Annotated in this window: 9 protein-coding genes; all 9 read right to left on the bottom strand. The window is 73.5% G+C overall.

From position 1 onward, the window contains the following. Positions 1-23: 23 nt before the first annotated feature. The 9 genes from J116_RS05315 to J116_RS05355 all read right to left on the bottom strand — a co-directional run bounded on the left by J116_RS05315 (position 24) and on the right by J116_RS05355 (position 18,857). On the bottom strand, positions 24-851 hold the full coding sequence (locus tag J116_RS05315) for an ABC transporter permease (protein WP_023586053.1): 828 nt from the start codon (positions 849-851) through the stop codon (positions 24-26). Then, complete coding sequence (locus J116_RS05320; protein WP_051203423.1) at positions 848-12,184, bottom strand: non-ribosomal peptide synthetase; 11,337 nt, start codon at positions 12,182-12,184, stop codon at positions 848-850. The genes J116_RS05315 and J116_RS05320 overlap by 4 nt, the downstream gene beginning before the upstream one ends. 101 nt (positions 12,185-12,285) lie before the next feature. Further along, positions 12,286-12,996, bottom strand: coding sequence for a 2-hydroxychromene-2-carboxylate isomerase (locus tag J116_RS05325; RefSeq protein ID WP_023586055.1), 711 nt, complete (start codon positions 12,994-12,996; stop codon positions 12,286-12,288). A gap of 34 nt (positions 12,997-13,030) precedes the next feature. Next, positions 13,031-13,777 carry a 3-oxoacyl-[acyl-carrier-protein] reductase gene (gene fabG / locus J116_RS05330; RefSeq protein WP_023586056.1) on the bottom strand — a complete coding sequence of 249 codons (747 nt, stop codon included), beginning with the start codon at positions 13,775-13,777 and terminating at the stop codon, positions 13,031-13,033. 441 nt (positions 13,778-14,218) lie between these two features. Then, complete coding sequence (locus tag J116_RS05335; protein WP_023586057.1) at positions 14,219-15,304, bottom strand: beta-ketoacyl synthase N-terminal-like domain-containing protein; 1,086 nt, start codon at positions 15,302-15,304, stop codon at positions 14,219-14,221. Next, a complete protein-coding gene (locus J116_RS05340) occupies positions 15,304-16,539 on the bottom strand; it encodes a beta-ketoacyl-[acyl-carrier-protein] synthase family protein (RefSeq protein WP_023586058.1) in 1,236 nt (411 codons plus the stop codon). The genes J116_RS05335 and J116_RS05340 overlap by 1 nt, the downstream gene beginning before the upstream one ends. A gap of 29 nt (positions 16,540-16,568) precedes the next feature. Further along, on the bottom strand, positions 16,569-16,844 hold the full coding sequence (locus J116_RS05345) for an acyl carrier protein (protein WP_028963707.1): 276 nt from the start codon (positions 16,842-16,844) through the stop codon (positions 16,569-16,571). A gap of 54 nt (positions 16,845-16,898) precedes the next feature. After that, a complete protein-coding gene (locus tag J116_RS05350) occupies positions 16,899-17,864 on the bottom strand; it encodes a LysR family transcriptional regulator (protein ID WP_028963708.1) in 966 nt (321 codons plus the stop codon). A 186-nt stretch (positions 17,865-18,050) separates the two neighbouring features. After that, the gene (locus J116_RS05355) at positions 18,051-18,857 is read right to left on the bottom strand and encodes an AfsR/SARP family transcriptional regulator (RefSeq protein WP_235617312.1); all 807 of its coding nucleotides are present in this window, start codon (positions 18,855-18,857) and stop codon (positions 18,051-18,053) included. Between the last annotated feature and the right edge of the window lie 64 nt (positions 18,858-18,921).

The raw sequence follows: 18,921 nt of genomic DNA on the forward strand, positions 1-18,921 counted from the left end.
TGGTTCTCCTCCAGGCGGCGGGTTCAGGAGCCCGCGGTGCGGTAGCGGCGAAGGCTCACGACGGAGCAGACGGCGAACAGCACGCCCAGCGTCACGGCGGCCACGGCCACCGGGTGCTCGGCGGGGAAGCTGCCCCCCGTCGTCGCCGGGTTGCCCCACAGCTCGCGGCAGGCCGCGATGACGGAGCTGACCGGGTTCCACTCGGCGATGGGGCGGATCGGCGCGGGCATGGACTGGGGGGCGAGGAAGGCGTTGGAAAGGAACGGCAGGACCACGACGATGAACGGGGTGACGACGCTGATGGTCTCCACGTTGCGCAGGGTCACCGCCAGCAGGACGCCGACCCACAGCATCACGTACACGAAGAGCGCGACGAGCCCGAACCCGGCGAGCGTCGGCAGGATCCCGGTGCGTGTCCGCCAGCCGAGCAGCAGCCCGGCGCCGGTGACGACCGCCAGTCCGAGGAGCCCCACCAGCAGGTCCGCGAGGGTGTGCCCGAAGAGCACCGCGGACCGGCTGATGGGCAGGGACCGGAACCGGTCGACCAGTCCCCCCTTGAAGTCCATGGCGACCGAGATCGCGGTGGGCCCGACACAGGCGAGGGCGACCTGGACGGCGCCGCCCGCGAAGACGTACTCGCTGTACTCGCCGCCCGCGGGGAGCCTGATGGCGTCCCGGAAGAGGTAGCCGAGCATCACCATCGACACGAGCGGGCTGAGCGCCACGCCGATCACGCGCCCCGGTGCCCTGCGCAGGTGGTGCAGCCGGCGGCCGGTGACGGCGAGGACCTCGGTGAGCACGGCGGCCAGAGCGCCGGGACGGCCGGTTCCGGTGTACGTCGCTGTTGTCATGACCCGTCACGTCCGTTCCGCTGCTGGTGGAGCCGGTCCAGTTCGGCGGCGACGACCGGGCCGAGCTCGGCGAGCGGACCGGGGGCGAGGATGTCGTCGTGGGTGCAGGCGAGCCGGTGGACGCGCAGGTCACCGCTGAAGTACGGCTTCCAGAGCCGGTCCTTGTCGGGGCCCTTCTCCACCTGGCCGGTGCCCGCCTCGCCCCACGTCGACCGCTCGGCGAGGAAGAGCTGCATCGTGCCGTCGAAGTCGCGCGGCCGATACGCGGTGTTGAGCGACTGGTGGTGGATCATCAGGTCCACCATGCGGGTCATGCGCTGCTCCCCCATGCGTGCCATCGGGCTGTTGTCGCGCCGCAGCGCGTCGAGGACGTCCCCGACGACGAGGTCGCGGTCGCCGAATTCGGACCGGTGGTGCCCGATGCCCTCCAGGAGCCAGGCGAGCAGTCTCTGTTCGTCCCGCTCGTCGCTGACGCCGGTGCGCGGGTAGGAGTCCAGGTTGGCGACCAGGCCGACCTCGTCCCCGGCCAGCCGGAGCTGGACGGCGATCTCGTAGGCGAGCAGTCCGCCGAGGGACCAGCCGAGCAGGTGGTAGGGCCCCTCGGGCCGCACCTCCTTGATCATCCGGATGTAGTCGGCCGCGATCTCCTCGATGCTGCCGGGCAGCGGCCCGCCGGTGACGACGCAGGGCGCCTGGATGCCGTACAGCGGGTACTCCTCGCCGATGTGACGGGCGAGCGGCAGGTACGACAGGGCGAACCCGACGCCGCTGTGCAGGCAGAAGACGGGCGGGCGGCTGCCGGTCGGCTTGATGCACAGCACCGGGGCGAACGGGTCGGCGTGGCCGAGGCGGTCCGTCTCGTCGATGGCGTCCGCCATGACGCGGGTGCTGTGACGGCGGGTCGGCGCGGGGGCGGTCACGGGCGCGGGGGCCGGTTCCGGCGGGGGCGCCGGGGCCGTCGGCGGCTCCGCCGTCAGGGTGGCCGCCAGGGCGCGGACCGTCTGGTGGACGAAGACGTCCGCGATGCTGACGCCCAGCCCCGCCTTGCGCGCCAGGCTCACCAGGCGCAGCGACTTCATACTGTCCATGCTCGCCCCCCGCGCCTCGAAGAAGTTCTCCTCGGCGCCGAACGACTCCACGCCCAGCACGTCCGCCACGATTCCGCACAGCACCTCCTCCTCCGGGCTCAGCCGCTGTGCGGCCGTCCCCCCGGAGGACGTGTCCGGACGGGACTCCGGGGCGGTCGAGGCGTCGGGCGCCAGCAGGTTGCCCTCCGTGTCCCACTTCACCCGCACACCGGTCCGGTGGAGCCGCGAGCCCGCCGGGCCGAACGGGTCGGCCACGAACCGCTCCGCGGTGGCGCCGGGGCGGCCCGCGTAGCCGCGGGCGAGGTGGGAGCCGCCGATGTACAGATCGCCGGTCACGCCGGGCGGTACGGGGGTGAGCCACTCGTCCAGGACGTACGCCCGGGTGTTCCAGGCTCCCCTGCCGGTGGTGAACGTCGGCGGAGTCGCCCAGTCCAGCGGCAGCGGCTCATCGGCCGGGACGCCGGTGCCGGCGAGCAGCGGGCCGAACAGGCCGGCCGTCGACGCGGCCGCCCCGGTCTCCAGCGCCCACGCCAGGTGGCCCGCGGCCGCCCGGTGCTCCACCACGGTGCCGCGCGGGCGGCCCGCCGCCGCCTCGGCGCGGATGAGGTAGGCGGCGTGCTCGGGCCGCAGCGGGCTCGTGCGGTCGGCGTCGGTCACCGGCGCGGCCGAGCCCGCGCGCACCTCGGGTCCGTCGAGGACCACGGTGGTCACGCCGGTGCTGCGGAGCCGCCCCGCGAGGCCCGCCGTGGTCAGGACGCACACCGGGCGGGTGTCGGCGAACAGGGCCTTGATCCGGCCCGCCGGTTCGTCCGCCGCCAGCGGCACGTGGGCCGCGCCCGCCTTGAGGACCGCCAGCACGGCCACCGCCCGGTCGGCGGGCCGGGGCACCGCCACGGCGACGACCTGCTCGGGGCCGGCCCCCGACGCGATCAGGTGGCGGGCCAGCCGGTGGGAGCGGGCGTCGAGGTCGGCGTACGTCAGGGCGTGGGCGCCCGTCCCGACGGCGGGCGCGTCCGGGGTACGGGCGACCCGGTCGGCGAACAGGTCGGGCAGCGTCGCCGGCGGCAGGTCGTGGGCGGTGTCGTTCCAGGTGCGCAGCACCCGCTCCCGCTCCTCGCCGGTCAACAGCTCCAGGCCGCTGAGCCGGACGTCGGGGTCGGCCGCCACCGTGCGCAGCACCTGCTGGAACTGGGCGACCATGCGCTCGGCGGTGGCCCGGGTGAACAGGTCGGTGCTGTAGTTGAACAGGCCTCGCATGCCGCTCTCGCCGGGCCACGGCAGCAGTTCCATGACCAGGTCGAGCTTGGCCCGGTCGGAGCCCACGTACTCGGGCCTGACGGTGAGGCCGGGCAGCGCCAGCGGCTGGTCACCGTGGCTCTGCACGCTCAGCACCACCTGGAACAGCGGGTGCCTGGACAGCGTACGGGCCGGCTTGAGCGCGTCGACGACCTGGTCGAACGGCACGTCCTGGTGGGAGTAGGCGGCGAGGTCGGTCTCCCGGAGCCGGTCGAGCAGCTCGCGGAAGGTGGGGTCGCCGCTGGTGTCGCCGCGCAGGACCAGGGAGTTGATGAACATGCCGACGAGGTCGTTGAGCGCTTCGTCGGTGCGTCCGGCGACCGAGACGCCCAGCGGGATGTCGGTCCCGGCGCCCAGCCGGGTCAGCAGCGCGGACAGGGCGGCCTGGAAGACGATGAACTCGGTCGTCCCGGTCTGCCGGGCGATGTCGACCAGCGCGCCGCGCAGTTCGGGCTCCAGGTCGAACATCACCACGTCACCGGAGGACCCGGCCACCTCGGGGCGCGGGAAGTCGGTCGGCAGGGCCAGCTCATCCGGCAGGCCCGCGAGGGCGTCCCGCCAGAAGGCGAGCTGCCCCGACACGACGCTGTCCGGGTCGTCCTCGGAGCCGAGCATCTCGCGCTGCCAGACAGCGAAGTCGGCGTACTGCACGGGCAGCGGCGCCCACTGCGGGGCGCGCCCGGAGCACCGGGCCCGGTAGGCGGTGGACAGGTCGGTGAGCAGCGGCACGATGGACCAGCCGTCGAACGCGATGTGGTGGAAGACCAGCAGCAGCACGCACTCGTCCGGACCGGTGGACAGCAGCCGTACGCGCAGCGGCGGTTCGGTGGTGAGGTCGAAGCCCTGGTCGGCCTCGGCGGCCAGCGCGTCGGTCAGCCCCTCCTCGGTGACGGTGCGGGCCTTGAGCGCGGGCCCTCCGGTGCGCGCGTCGAGCACCCGCAGCGACGGCACGCCGTCGGTGTCGGGGATGACGGTCCGCAGGACCTCGTGCCGCTCGGCCACGTCGGTCAGGGCGGCCTGGAGGGCGGCGGTGTCCAGACGGCCCGTCAGGCGGAAGGCCATCGGCGTGTTGTACGTGCCGTCGGCGCGCTCCTCGCGGCGGTTGAGGAACCACTGCCGCTGCTGGGTGAAGGACAGGGGGCGTTCCGTGTCCTTCGGGGCGGGCCGCAGGGGCGGCCGGGCGTGGGCGGCGGCCTCGACGACGGCCGAGAGGGCGCTGACGGTCCGCGCCTCGAACAGGGCGCGGATCGGCAGCTCGACCCCGAGGGCGGTGCGGGCGCGGCTGACCAGCCGGGTCGCCAGCAGCGAGTGCCCGCCGATCTCGAAGAAGTCGTCGTCGATGGAGACGTGCGGTACGGACAGGATGTCGGCGAACAGGCCGCAGAGGATCTCTTCGACGGGGGTGCGCGGGCTGCGGCCGCGCGCCGCCCCCGCGAGGTCGGGCGCGGGCAGCGCCTTGCGGTCGAGCTTGCCCTGCGGGGTGAGCGGCATGGCCTCCAGGGCGACGACCGCCGAGGGCACCATGTAGTCGGGCAGCGACTGGGCGAGCCGGTCGCGCAGGGTGCCGCTGAGCGAGGAGTCGGACAGCGCGGCGGGGTCGGCGGCCACGACGTACGCCACCAGGCGGCGGTCGCCCGCCTCGTCCTCACGGACGATCACGGTGGCCTGCTCGATGCCCTTCTGCGCCAGCAGCGCCGAGGTGATCTCGCCGAGCTCGACGCGGAAGCCGCGGAGCTGGATCTGGTCGTCGGCGCGGCCGACGTAGTCCAGTTCGCCGTCCGGCAGCCAGCGCACCAGGTCGCCGGTGCGGTACAGGCGCTCCCCCGCGGGACCGAACGGGTCGGCCACGAACCGCTGGGCGGTGAGCCCGGGGCGGGCCAGGTAGCCGCGGGCGAGGCCGCCGCCGACGTACAGCTCCCCCACGACCCCGATGGGCGCGGGCCGCAGGTGACGGTCCAGGACGTGGACGCGGTGGGCGGTGGTGGGCCTGCCGATGGGCGGGCGTCCGGTGCCCGAGAGCGGGCCGCTGACGGTGGAGCTGACGACGGCCTCGGTGGGGCCGTAGCCGTTGTACAGCCGGACGTGGGCGGACCAGCGCTCGACGATCTCGGCGGGGACGGCCTCGCCCGCCACGGCCAGCCGCAGGTCGGCGGGGAGGGTGCTGCCCTCGGGCAGTCCGCCGACGACGACGGGCGGCAGACCGGCGAGGTTGATCCGCTCGCGGTTGATCAGGTCCACGAGGGGCGCGCCGGGGGTGCGGCACTCCTCGTCGGCGATGACCAGGGTGCCGCCGGTGAGCAGCGCCAGCATGAACTCCCAGACGGAGGCGTCGAAGCTGAAGGACGCGAACTGGAGCACGCGGGTGTCCGTGTCGAGTCCGAAGCGTTCGACGAGGCTGTGGACCATGCCCAGCAGCCCTGTGTGCGCCACGACGACGCCCTTGGGCCGGCCGGTGGAGCCGGAGGTGTAGATGACGTACGCCGGGTGCCCGGGCCGCAGCGGGCGCACCCGGTCGGCGTCGGTGAGGACCGTGCCGGGCAGTGCGGCGAGCCGCTCGGCGGTGCCGGGTTCGTCGAGGACGAGGGTGTCGGCCCCGAGGCCGGCCGTGCGTCCCGCGGTCGCCGTGTCGGTGAGCAGGACGACCGGGCGGGCGTCGTCGAGCATGTAGGCGACCCGGTCGGCGGGGTAGGCGGAGTCGACGGGCAGGTACGCGGCGCCCGCCTTGAGGACCGCGAGGGCGGCCACCACCATCTCGGGGGTGCGCGGCAGCATCACGGCGACGATCTGCTCGGGGCCCACGCCCCGGTCCACGAGGAGCCGCGCGAGGCGGTTGGCGCGGGCGTCGAGCTCCGCGTAGCCGACCTGCTCGGCGCCGAGGACGACGGCCTCCTTGTGCGGCGCGGCGGCGGCGCGTGCCTCGAAGACGTCGGTGGCCCGCGTGGTGGCCGTCCGGGCCGTGGCGGCCGCGCCGGACCAGTCGTCGAGCAGCAGGCGGCGCTCGTCTGCGCCGAGCACGTCGAGGGTGCCGAGCGTGGTGCCGGGTGCGGCGGCGAGGGTCTCCAGGACGCGGGTGAACCTGCGGAGGACCGCTTCGGCCTCGTCGGCGCCGAAGATGTCGGGCCGGTACTGGGCCTCCAGGCGCATCGGCTCACCGGTCCGCGAGCCGGGGAACACGCCGAGGGCGAGCGGGTATTCGGCGATGACCCGGGCCTCCCAGGCGCGCATGCTCAGCCCGGGGACGCGCTCGCCGATGCGGTCGAGCACGCCGGAGGGGTAGTTGTGGAAGCTGACGACCGTGTCGAACAGTTCGCCGATCCCGGCGCCCTGCTGGACGTCGGCGAGGCCGAGGTGCTGGTGCCGCTCCAGGCGGAGCTGGCGCTCCTGGAGGTCGGCGAGCATCGCCTCGAGGGTCAGCGACGGGTCCAGCCTCACCCGTACGGGAAGGGTGTGCATGAAGGCGCCGACCATCTGCTCGACGTCGGGGAGCTCCTCGGGGCGTCCGGACGCGACGGCGCCGAACGTGACGTCGTGGCGGCCGGTGAGCCTCCCGAGGGCGACGGCCCAGCAGCCCTGCGCGACGGTGTTCATCGTCAGGTTGTTGGCGTGCGCCCAGGCGGTCACGGTGTCGGTCAGCGCCCGGGGCAGCTCGACGGTGAGCGTCTCGGGCAGCACGGACACGCGGCTCCGGTCGGCGGGGCCGAGCCGGGTCGGCTCGTCGATGCCCGCCAGCTCCTTCTGCCAGGCCTCCCGCGCGGCCGCCTTGTCCTGGGCGGCGGACCACTCCAGGTAGTGCCGTACGGGGGCGACGGGTGGCAGCGCGGACGGGTCGGCGCCGTTGGACCAGAGGGTGACCAGCTCCTCGGCTAGGACGGCGGAGAGCGACCAGCCGTCGACCAGGATGTGGTGGGCGGTCCACACGACGCGGTGCCGCGTGTCGCCGAGCCGGTAGACCGTGAAGCGGGTCAGCGGGGCCCGGGTGACGTCGAAGCGGTGCAGCCACTCCTCGTCGGTGAGGCGCTTCACCTCGGCGTCGATGTCCGCCGCGGGAACACCGGTCAGATCGACCTCGGTCCACGGCGGTTCGACGGCGGCGGGCACGAGCTGGACCGGGTCGCCGGTGTCCCGCTCGCGGAACGCGGCCCGCAGGCCGGGGTTCCGGTCGAAGAGGGCGGCGACGGCGGCGCGCAGCGCGGTCCGGTCGAGCGGACCGTCGACGTCCATGACGACCTGGAGCGTGTAGGCGTCCACGCCGTGCCGGTCGAACTGCGCCTGGAAGAGCAGGCCGCGCTGGAGCGGGGAGAGCGGCAGGATGTCCTGGAGCCCGTCGATGTCCCTCTCGTACGCCTCGATCTCCGACTGGCCGACGGTGACCAGCGGGAACTCGGAAGGGGTGCGGCCGCCCGCGCCGGGCCGGGCGGCGTGTGCGGCGAGCGCGTCGAGGGCGCGGAACCAGTCGTCGGCGACGCGCCGGACGTCGTCCTCGGCGAGGAGGCCGCCCGCCCAGGTCCACTCGGCGACGAGGACGGGGCCCTCGGGGCGGTCCTCGGTCATCGCGACGACTTCCAGGACGTGCCGCAGCGGGGTCTCGGGCGCGGCGGTCAGGCCGGAGGCGCCGGCCCGCATGGACCAGTCGCCGTCCGCGCCCGCGCTGAAGCGGCCCAGGTAGTTGAAGCCGACGCGGGGGGTGGTGCGGCGGGCGAGGGCGGCGGCGGTCTGGGGGTTGAGGTGGCGCAGCAGTCCGTGGCCGAAGCCGTGGTCGGGCAGGGCGCGCAGGGTCTCCTTGACCCGCTTGAGCGCGGTGCCGCAGGCGTCGCCGCCGTCCCACACGGACGTCCGGTCGAGCTCACCGATGTCGAGGCCGACGGGGAAGACGCTGGTGAACCAGCCGACCGTGCGGGACAGGTCGGTGCCGTCCCCGAGGTGTTCGCGGCCGTGGCCCTCCAGCTCGACGAGGGCCCGGGTCGCGGCCCGGCCGGTGAGGCGGCGGTCGTGGTCGGTGAGGGCGAGGGCGAGTCCGGTGAGCAGGACCTCGTTGACCTCGGCGTGGAAGGCGGCGGGCACGCGGCCGAGGACGGCCGCGGTGCGGTCGGCGGGCAGTTCGATCCGCAGCCTGCCCGCGGTGCCGTGGACGTCGCGGGCGGGGTCGAGGGGACGCTCGCCGACCTCGACGGCATCGCCTTCGGACTGCGCGTCCCACAGCGGCAGTTCGGCGACGCGGGATGCGGTGCGCGCGTGGTCGGTGAGGGTGCGTGCCCAGCGCCGGTACGAGGTGGGGACGGGGTCGAGGCGGATGTCCCGTCCCGCGGCGACGGCCTGCCAGGCCGTCTCCAGGTCGCCGAGCAGGATGCGCCAGGACACCCCGTCGACGGCCAGGTGGTGGATGACGAGCAGGAGCCTGCGCGGCTCGGCGGGTCCGGCGTCGATGAGCACGGCCCGCACCAGCCTGGCGTCCTCGGGGCTCAGCTCGCCGCGGGCGGCCTCGACCTGCTCGGCGAGGGCCGTGTCCGGGTCGGCGCCGGCCGGCACCAGGACCGTGCCGAACACGTCCGAGGCGGCGACGGAGCCCGGCGGGAGCGCCTCCAGGTTCCACAGGCCCGGTACGGGCGCGGTGAGCCGCATGCGCAGCGCGTCGTGCCGGTCGAGGAGGGCGCCGATGACGGTCTCCAGGCGGGCCGGGTCGGCGCCGTCGGGGACGGAGACGGTCGCGTACTGGGCGTACTGGCGGGCGGCGGCGGGGAGGTGGGAGACCTCACCGCGGAACTGGTCGATGACGGGGGTCAGCGGGATCTCGCCGACGCCGTCCTCGACGACCGCGTCCGCCCGTCGGCCCGTCAGCCGGGCGACGGCCGCGATGGCGGCGGGGGTGCGGTGCTGGAAGACGTCCCGGGAGGTGACGGCCAGTCCGGCCTTGCGGGCGCGGCTGACGACCTGGATGGCGCTGATGCTGTCCCCGCCGAGGGCGAAGAAGCTGTCGTCCACACCGATCCGGGGCAGGCCGAGGACCTCGGCGAGCACCTCGCACAGGATGCGCTCCGCGTCGGAGCGGGGCGCGCCCCCGGTGTGGGTGGTGGCGAAGTCGGGGGCGGGCAGCGCCTTGCGGTCGACCTTGCCGTGCGGGGTCAGCGGCAGCTCGTCCAGGGCGAGCAGCAGCGACGGCACCATGTGCTCGGGCAGCACGTCGGCGAGCCGCTCGAGTACGGCGGCCGTGTCGGCGCCGGTCACGACGTAGCCGACCAGCCTCTGGTGCCCGGCCGGGTCGGTGACGGCGGCGGCCACGGCGTCCGAGACGTCCGGCAGCGCGCGGAGGGCGGACTCGACCTCGCCCAGCTCGATGCGCTGGCCCCGGATCTTGACCTGGTGGTCGCGGCGCCCGGTGAACAGCAGCTGCCCGTCGGCGAGGAGCACCACCTGGTCGCCGGTGCGGTACATGCGGGTGCCGTCGGCGGCGAACGGGTCGGGTACGAAGGTGGTGGCCGTCCGGCCGGGGTCGCCGAGGTAGCCGCGGCCGACGCCCGCACCGGCGATGAACAGTTCGCCGGGGACGCCCTGCGGGACGGGGCGCAGGTCGTCGCCGAGGACGTACAGCCGGGTGTTGCGCAGCGGCCGCCCGATGGGCATGGAGGCGTCGTCGGCCCGCACGTCGGCGGCGGTGCGCGCGTAGGCGTGGGTGACGTCGTCGGAGCACTCGGTGGGGCCGTAGACGTTGGCCAGCGCGATGTGCGGGTGGCGGGCGAACCAGCGGGCGCACAGGTCGGCGGGGAGCGCCTCGCCGTTGGAGATCATCCAGCGCAGGGCGGGCAGCCGGGGCGCGTTCCCGGTGGTGTCCCAGGCGTCCAGGGTGGCGCGCAGCAGGGAGGGCACGACCTCCAGGACGGTGAGGCTCTCGTCCGCGATGACGCCGAACAGGGCGTCCGGGTCGGCGGCGGCGTCCCGGGGGACGGCGCGGACGCGGCCGCCGACGAGCAGGGCGGTCAGGGTCTGCCAGACGGTGACGTCGAAGGTGACGGGCGCGTTGTGGACGAGCGCGTCGGTGTGGTCCAGGCCCAGCTCCTCGACCTTGGCGAGCAGGTGGTTGACCATGCCGCCGCGCTGCACCATGGCGCCCTTGGGCTTGCCCGTGGAGCCGGAGGTGTAGATGACGTACGCGAGGTCCAGCGGGCCGCCCACGACGGGGGCGAGGTCGTCGGCGGGGTCCTGGGCGCCGTCGAGGAGGAGCACGGGGAGGTCACCGGCCGCCTGCCGCGCGAGGGCCTGGTGCGTGGTGTCGGCCAGCACGCAGGTGGCGCCGCTGTCGGTGAGCAGGCCGGTGAGGCGGGCCAGCGGGGCGCGCGGGTCGAGCGGCAGGAAGGCGCGGCCCGAGCCGAGCACGCCGAGCTCGGCGGTGATGAAGTCGCGTCCCGGTTCGGTGAGCAGGGCCACCGGGCCGGTGCCGCCGGTGAGGCGGCGGGACAGGGCGCTGGAGGCCCCGGCGAGCTGCGCGTACGTCAGGGTGCCGCCGTCGTCGGTGACGGCCGGTGCGTCGGGGCGGTCGGCGGCGTGGTCCCGTACGCGCTCGACGACGCCGCGGTAGGGCTCGGCGCGTACGGGACCGGTCAGGGCGGCGTCGAGCAGGCCGGCCTCTCCGGGCGCCAGCAGGTCGAGTGTGTCCAGCTGCACGTCGGCGGCGATGGTGACGAAACGCTCGAGGAAGTCCGTGAAGCGGCGCAGGTGGGCGCGCACCTCGGCCTGCCCGTACCGGGACTCGTTGCCGCTGAGGTCGACGCCGATGCCGTCGGCGCCCTTGTCGGCGACGGTGAACTCCAGGTCGTCGACGAGGCCGGTGGAGGTGTTGTACATGATGGCGTCGCAGGGGCCGATGGCCAGCTTCTCGATCTGCGGCATCATGTTGATGAACGGGCCGAACGGCCGCCGGTCGTCGCTGGCCAGGCCCATGGCGCGGCGGATGCGGCTGACCCTGTGGCGCTGGTGCTTGAGCGCCTGGGAGAAGGCCTGGTACGTCGCGGTGAGCAGGTCGCCGCGGGTCATGCCGGGCGTCACGGGGAGCCGCAGCGGCACGTAGTTGACCACCATGCCGGGTATCCCCTGCATCGTGCCGCCGGCCCGGGCGGTCACGGGCAGGGACAGCATGACGTCGCCGGTGCCGAGCATCCGCCCGGTGTAGGCGCCGAGCGCGGCGACCAGGACGGTCTGCCAGGTGACGCGGGCGTCCCAGGCGACGTCGCGCAGCCGGTCGGCGGTCCGCTCGGGCAGGACGGTGTTCTCGCGCCGGAACGCCTGGGCCGGTTCGGCGTCGCGGGTGGCGAGGCTGACGGGCTCGGGGCGGTCGGCGAATCGTTCCTCCCAGTAGCCGCGGTCGCGCTCGGCGCGCGGCGACTCGCCGTAGGCGGCCTCGGCGTCGATCAGGGTGCTCAGCGGCGGGAAGCGGCCCTCGTCGAGGGAGGTTCCGGCGAGCATCGCCGCGTAGATGGCGGACAGCCGCTGCCAGTAGATGACGTAGCTGAACCCGTCGGAGACCAGGTGGTGGTTGAGGAGGCAGAAGAACGTGCGGTCCTCGGCGAGGGTGAACACGCTCAGCCGGAACAGCGGCACGTACGGGACGGCCGTCGGCACGAGCGGTACGCGGAGGTCGGCGCGGATCATCTCCCGGGCCGCCTCCGCGGGGTCGTCGGCGTCGCTGACGTCGGTGACGGTCAGCGGCAGCTCGTCGAGCTCCTCGATGAACTGCCGGGGCTCGCCTTCGACGTCGGTGAAGCGGGCGCGCAGGCACTCGGACTCCTCCACGAGCCGTTCCAGCGCGGCGCGGAAGAGCCGCCGGTCGAGCGGGCCGCGGATGTCCCAGTAGATGGCGGTGTTGTAGGAGGCACCGCCACCGGACAGCTTCTCGTCGAACCAGATGTCCTTCTGCCCGGCGGTGAGCGGCAGGCCGGCCGTGTGGACGTGAGTCGTCATACCAATCCCCTAGCGAAGGTCATCGAGTTCACCCGTCGATCGTCGACGAGCGCGCTGACAGCGGGCTGACCGCGAGCTGACGCGCGCCCCGGCCCGGCGGGTCAGCCGCAGCCGCCGGCGTGCCCGTCGTCGGCCGACCTGCCGAGGCCGGCCGCGCCGACGACCGGTTCCGGTACGGACGTGGCGGGCCGGGCCTTGGTGCGCAGGTGCTCGACGAAGGCGTCGAACCGGTCCAGGCCCCAGAAGCGGGTGAAGCCGTGCACGAAGAACGGCACCCCGAAGACGCCGTCCTCGTACACGTGGAGCAGGGCGCGCACGCCTTCGGCGCGCAGATCGGGGTCGTCGCTCGCGTCGGCGACGCGCCGTCCGTCGAGGCCGAGCCCGGCGCCGATGGCGGCGATGACGTCGCGGTCGCAGATGTCGCGGCCCTCGCCGAAGCGGGCCCGGTAGCAGGCGGCGATGTACTCCTGGCCGCGCCCCTCGCGGGCGGCGACCAGGTAGCCGAGGTGGGGCACCTCCCACACCGGCCCGCGGTCGACGGGCCAGGTCACGGTGATGCCGCGGTCCTTGGCGAGCCGGCCCACGTCCTGGAGGACGTAGCGGTTCTTCTCGCGGGACATCTCCGAGTACGGGAAGCTGCCGCCCTGCTCGGCGAGGAGGCGGGTGCTCTCGGCGTCCGGTTCGAAGCACGGCACCCACTCGAGCCGGTCGACCAGCTCGAGGTGACGGCCCGTCAGTTCCATGTGCGTGAGCCAGGAGTACGGGCTGCGCAGGGAGAAGTAGAAGCGTGGTGTCTTGTTCTTCTTGGGCATGGCGGTGTCCGCTTTCCTCCGTGGGGTGGTGGCGTCAGACGACGAGGCCGCCGTCGATGCCGAAGACCTGGCCGGTGATGTAGGAGGCGCGGTCCGAGGCCAGGAAGGCGACCAGATCGGCGACCTCCTCGGGCCGGCCGAACCGCCTGAGCGGGATGCGCTCGGTCATCTTCGCGACGTGGTCGTCGGCGAGGCCGGAGAGCATGTCGGTCTCGATGAAGCCGGGGGCGACGGCGTTGGCGCGGATGCCGTAGCGGCCGGACTCCTTGGCCAGCGCCTTGGTGAACCCGATGATCCCGGCCTTGGTGGCCGAGTAGTTCGTCTGCGTGGCGTTGCCGTACACCCCGGCGACGGAGGACAGGGTGATCACCGATCCGGTACGGCGCTTCATCATGGCGAAGACGGCCGCCTTGCAGACGTTGTACGTGCCGTCGAGGTTGACCCGCAGCACCGCGTCCCAGTCGGCCTCGGACAGCATCACCAGCGGGTTGTCGCGGACGATCCCGGCGCAGGAGACGACCGTGTGCAGCGGACCGAGCGCCTTCTCGCCGTCGCGTACGAAGCCGCGTACGGCGTCGTGCCGGGCCACGTCGACCTGCGCCGTGTACACCCGCGCCCCGGCCGCTGTGGCCTCCTCGGCCACGGCGTCGGCGGCCTCCTTGTTCGACTGGTAGCAGAACGCCACGTCGTACCCGTCCCGGGCGAGCCGGGTCACCACATGGCGGCCGATCCCCCGGGAGCCTCCGGTCACCAGGGCGACGGGGCGGTCGTTTGCGGACATTGCTGATGTCTCCTCGTTGGCTGGGACGGCCGGGACTGTGGCTGCGGGGGGCTGTGGGTGCGGGGAAGCTGAGACCGCCTTGGGGTCCGGACCCCGGGGGCGGCGACCCCGGAGGCCGAGCCGGGGGGCCGAGACCGCCCAGGGACTGGGCGACTTGTGCTCCCGACCGCCGGGGGACGAGACCGCCCGAGGGCTGGGCGCCTGGGGCGCCCGGCCGCCCAGGGGCTGCCGACCACCGGGGACTGCCGTCCGCCGGGCGCTGGGACCTCCGGGCCCCGCCACGGCACGGCTCACGGCACCGGCCCGGCTCGCTCGCGGCCCGCCGCGCGCCCATGGCACGGCCGGGCGGGCCGGTGTGCGCCGGGGTGCGGCCCACGCGCCGGTGAGCGGGGCGGGCGCGCACCCGTCGGCGCCGGCGCCGGTGGCGGTCGGCCGTGCGGCCTACGCGCCCGTGAGCAGGGCGCAGCCGACGGTGCCGTCGCGTTCGATGCCGGTGACCAGGGCGGCTTCGCCGGAGGCGAGGCCCTGCCCGCCGGCGGAGGCGAGGACCGCGGCGAGTTGCAGGCTGGTGGAGGCGGCGGAGGTGTCGCCGAGCAAGGGCCGGCAGCGGACCCAGCGGGGGTCCGTCGCGCCGAGCGCGTCGGTGACACCGGCCTCCTCCAGGGCGGCGAGTTCGCCACCGGCCCCGAGCGGGGCCACCAGGCGCACGTCCTCGGCGGCCACACCGGTCGTCTCCAGGGCGTCGCGTACGCAGGCGGCGAGGGCCGCGCGGGCCTCGCCCTGCTCCCCGAACGCCCGGAAGCGGGTCGACCGGACGCGGGCCAGCGGGGACCGCCCGGCGGCCGCCGCGTCCTCGGGCGTCTCCAGCAGGAACACCGCGCTGCCCTCGCCGAGCGGCGCGGACCGCTCCTCGGCGGTGCGGCCGTGCCATTCGAGCCAGGCCCGCTGGACGGAGTACTCCTCGGCGGCGCCGCACAGCACCCGGGCACAGTGCCCGCCGCGGTGCAGCCGCACCGCGTAGCTCAGGGCGAGCAGCCCGGTGAGCCAGCCGCCCGCGATCGTCGTGTTGGGCCCCTTGATGCCGTGCCAGATGGCGCTCTGCCCGGCCGCCCGGTTCATCACGGTGTTCGGCATGCGGGCCGGGTCGACGTGGTACGGCCGCTCACTCGCGAAGGAGTCGCGGGTGAAGTCCATGATGCTCTGGACGCTGCCGGAGCCGGTGCCGAGGACGAGGGCGGTCTCCTCGGGCCGCCGGGCCGGTTCGGCGTCGCAGGACGCCAGCAGCCTGCCGACCGCGGTGACGGCGAGGGCGGTCACCCGGTCCATCGTCCGGGTGCCCTTCCTGCCGACGTACTGCGCGGCGGTGAAGTCCGGGACCAGACCGCCGCGCTCGAAGGGGCCGGGGTACGCGGCGCGGTCCAGCGTCCCGACGGCGCTGCGTCCGGCGTTGATCCCTTCGCTGAAGGACGCGCTGCCGACGCCGTACGGAGAGACCGCCGACCAGGCGGAGAGGACCAGTGGGGACATCACTCCGCCTCCCGGTAGCGGCCGAAGATCAGCACGGCGTTGTTGCCCGCGAAGGCGAGCGCGTTGTTCTGGACGACGTTCAGTTCGGCGGGCCGCGCCTCGTTCGGCACGCAGTCCAGGCCGCACTCCGGGTCGGTCTCCCGGTGGTTGATGGTGGGCGGGATGAAGCCCTCGGTGAGGGCGAGCGCGCAGGCGGCGGAGGCGAGGGCGCTGGCCGCGCCCATGGAGTGGCCGATCATGGACTTGATGGAGATCGTCGGCGGGGGCGCGGCGAAGACCTGCCGGATGGCCCCGGCCTCGGTCACGTCGTTGGCCCGGGTGCCGGTGCCGTGAGCCGAGATGAAGTCGATGTCCTCGGGCTTCACCCCGGCGTTGCGGTGCGCGACCTCCATGCACCGGGCGAGGCTGCCCTGGTCGGGTGCGACCGGGTGGTGGGCGTCGCAGTTCAGGCCGTACCCGAGCACCTCGGCGTAGACGCGGGCGCCGCGGGCCCGCGCCGATTCGAGGCTCTCCATCAGGAGGATGCCCGCGCCCTCGCCGGTGAGGATGCCCTTGCGGTCCTTGTCGAACGGCTGGCACACCTCGGGCGCGATGGTGCCGAGCCGGTAGAACCCGGCGAACGTCTTGCGGCACACCGCGTCGGCGCCGCCGCACAGCGCGACCTCCACCTCGCCGCCGCGGATGGCGTCGAACCCGCTGCCGATGGCGTAGTTCCCGGCCGCGCAGGCGGTGGGGATGGTGAGGGCCTCGACGTCGGTGAGGCCCAGCTCCCGCACGATGCCGGTGGACAGCCGGCCCGCCTGCGCCCGGCGCACCACGCCGGGCGGCAGCTGCTCGGGGCCTTCCTTGAGCTGGAGCTCCACGAGGCCGTCCAGGTCGCGGGCCTCCGCGTCGGTGGTCCCGACGGAGACCAGCGCCCGGCGCTGCCGGAGTTCCTCCAGGGACAGGCCCGCGTCCGCCACCGCCAGGTTGGCGGCGGCGACCGAGAACTGGGTGGCCCGCCCCAGCTCGTCGGGGTCGACGCGCCGGATCCACTCGGCCGGGTCGAAGTCGTCCACCTCGCACCCGTTGGCGTGCGCGAAACCCGTCGTGTCGAAGGCTGTGATCGGCTTGACCCCGCTGCGTCCGGACCGCAGTCCGTCCAGGAAGGCCGCGACGCCGAGCCCGATGCTGCTGATGGTGCCGAGCCCGGTGATCACCACTCGGCGCGGCGGCCGCTGGTCGTTGTCGTACACCTTGCGCTCCCGTCGTCCGGTGCCGATGCCTAGTGGGAGGCCGCCTTGGCCGCCACGGCTTCGTCGACGACGGTGACGACGCCTTCGAGGTTCACCATCCGGGCCAGTTCGGCCTGGTCGATGTCGATCCCGAAGGCGCGCTCGAGCTGGGAGAGGATCTCGATGGCGCCCATCGAGTCCGCTTCGTGGTCCTCCTTGAAGCGACTGGTGTCGGTCATCTCGTCCGCGTCGATCTCGAGGATGTCGCAGATGATTTCCTTGATCGTGGCACGGCCTTCGGCGTCCACGCGGTTCGCTGTCGTCATGCGGACGATGCTGACGAACCCCCCTGACAGCGGGCTGATGACCGGCTGACAGCCTCAAGCGGTCCTGAGGTAGCGGAGCAACTCCGGGAAATCGGCGGGGTTGTCCTTCATCCAGGCCCAGTAGCGCGGGATGGTCCTGGCGTACGCGCAGTAGTAGCTGCGGACCGTCTCCACGAGCCGGGCCAGGGTGGCGCGGCCGAAGGAACCGCTGCGCCAGACCATCACCATCTCGGTGCTCTCCGTGCCGGAGATCGGCACCAGGGACACGTCGCTGGTGGCGCCGGTCGGGGTGGTCAGGGCGGCCGCGTTGGCGTCCCGTACCCAGTTCATCGCCTCGTGGTGGCCGTCCGCGTAGTGCAGCACCTCCGGTTTCGTGCGCGGGAACCGGGTGAACAGCAGCTTCTCGATGGGGTGGAACCAGTGGTCCTGGGCGTAGCGGACCCAGTTGAGGGAGGCGAGGTGGCAGGCCTCCAGGGCCGGCTCGGCGGACAGCGGGTGGCCCTGGGGCACGGCGAGCCAGACCGGTTCGCGCGCGATGACGGCGGTGTCGAGGGCCGGTTCGCCCCGGTCGCCGGGCTCGACGAGCGACATGCACGGCACGAGCGCCGCGCTGAGCCAGCCGCGGCGCACCGCGTCCACGGCGGCGCTGGGGCTGAGCGTCTCGGTCTGCACCTCCGTGCGGGGCAGCGAGGACTGGAGGGCGCTGTGCAGGGACGGCGGCGTCCATTCCGAATTCCCGAACCGGAAGACTTTGGTGGCATGGGCCGCCGCCTCGACGACGACCATGTCGGCACGCTGGACCAGTTCGGTGAGCATCGGGATGAGCCGCTCACCCAGCGAGGTGGGTACGACACCGGAGGAAGATCTGACGAAAAGCCGGCCGCCCACCGCATCTTCTATGCGTTTCAGCTGTGCGGTAAGGCTGGATTGCGGAACACTTAATTCCGACGCCGCCTTGGAGATGCTCCCGACCTGATCTATGACGGTCACAATTCTGGCATGGCGTAACTCTATGTTCACAACGCCCCCGCGGCACTGATGCCCAACATGTGAAATCCTGGCATGAAACTTCCAAGATGATTCACACGCTAACAGGGCGCCCGGATGGCGTCCACCGCCTTCGCCACGCACAGTTCACAGGGCCTGCCCCGAATAATGTCGCGTGAACACCTATCGCACGGAACAGGCCCTTGGGCGGGGATCGTCCTATTGTCCCGCGTGCAGCAGCGCCTGGCGCGGCTCCCCCAGGACGTCGTCCTGCGTCAGGATCGCCTGGTACGCGCGGTGCAGTCCGCGCCCCGGCTCGAGGCCGAGGTCGTCGGCCAGCCGGCGGCGCGCGCCGTGGAAGACCTCCAGGGCCTCCGCCTGCCGGCCGTCCCGGTAGAGCGCCAGCATCAGCAGTTCGCTGAGCCGCTCGCGCCCGGAGTGCTCAAGGGCCAGCTGCCGCAGCTCGGCCAGGGGGACGCGCTCCGCGTCGATCCGCAGCCTGACCGCCGTCAGGTCCTCGTACGCGGTGATCCGGCGCTCCTCCAGGCAGGCCGCCTGGACACGGCACCGCAGACCGTCGCATGTGTCGAGGAGCGCGGGCCCGCGCCAGAGCATGAGCGCCTCTTCGAGCCGCGCCATGGCCTCGACCGGATTGTGCCGGGCGAGCGCGGCGCCCGTGTCGGCCAGCTCGACAAACCTGTGCGCGTCCACAGCATTGGGCGGAATGTCGAGTACGTAACCGCTGCCCACCGTTCGCACGAGCGAGTCGCCGTCCAGGCCCGACACCATCTTCAGGAATTTGCGCAGCCGCCCGACGTTGGCCTGGAGTGCGTTGCGCGCATTGGCCATCGAACGGTCCGCCCACAGCTCGTCCACGATCTGGTCGAAGAGGACCGGCGCCCCGGGCGAGAGCGACAGCAGCGTCAATACGACGCTCGCCCGTTTCGACACCATCGTGTACTGCTCGCGTCCTCGCTTCAGGTAAAGCGGTCCCAGCAGGTTGATCTCCACAGTCCGAACCCCCATGACTATCGGCAACCGCTGGGAATTCTGCCAGTCATCACCCGGCCGGAGGACATACCATCTCGAT

It is taken from the genome of Streptomyces thermolilacinus SPC6 (genome assembly GCF_000478605.2).
In the GTDB taxonomy this organism is placed as follows: domain Bacteria; phylum Actinomycetota; class Actinomycetes; order Streptomycetales; family Streptomycetaceae; genus Streptomyces; species Streptomyces thermolilacinus.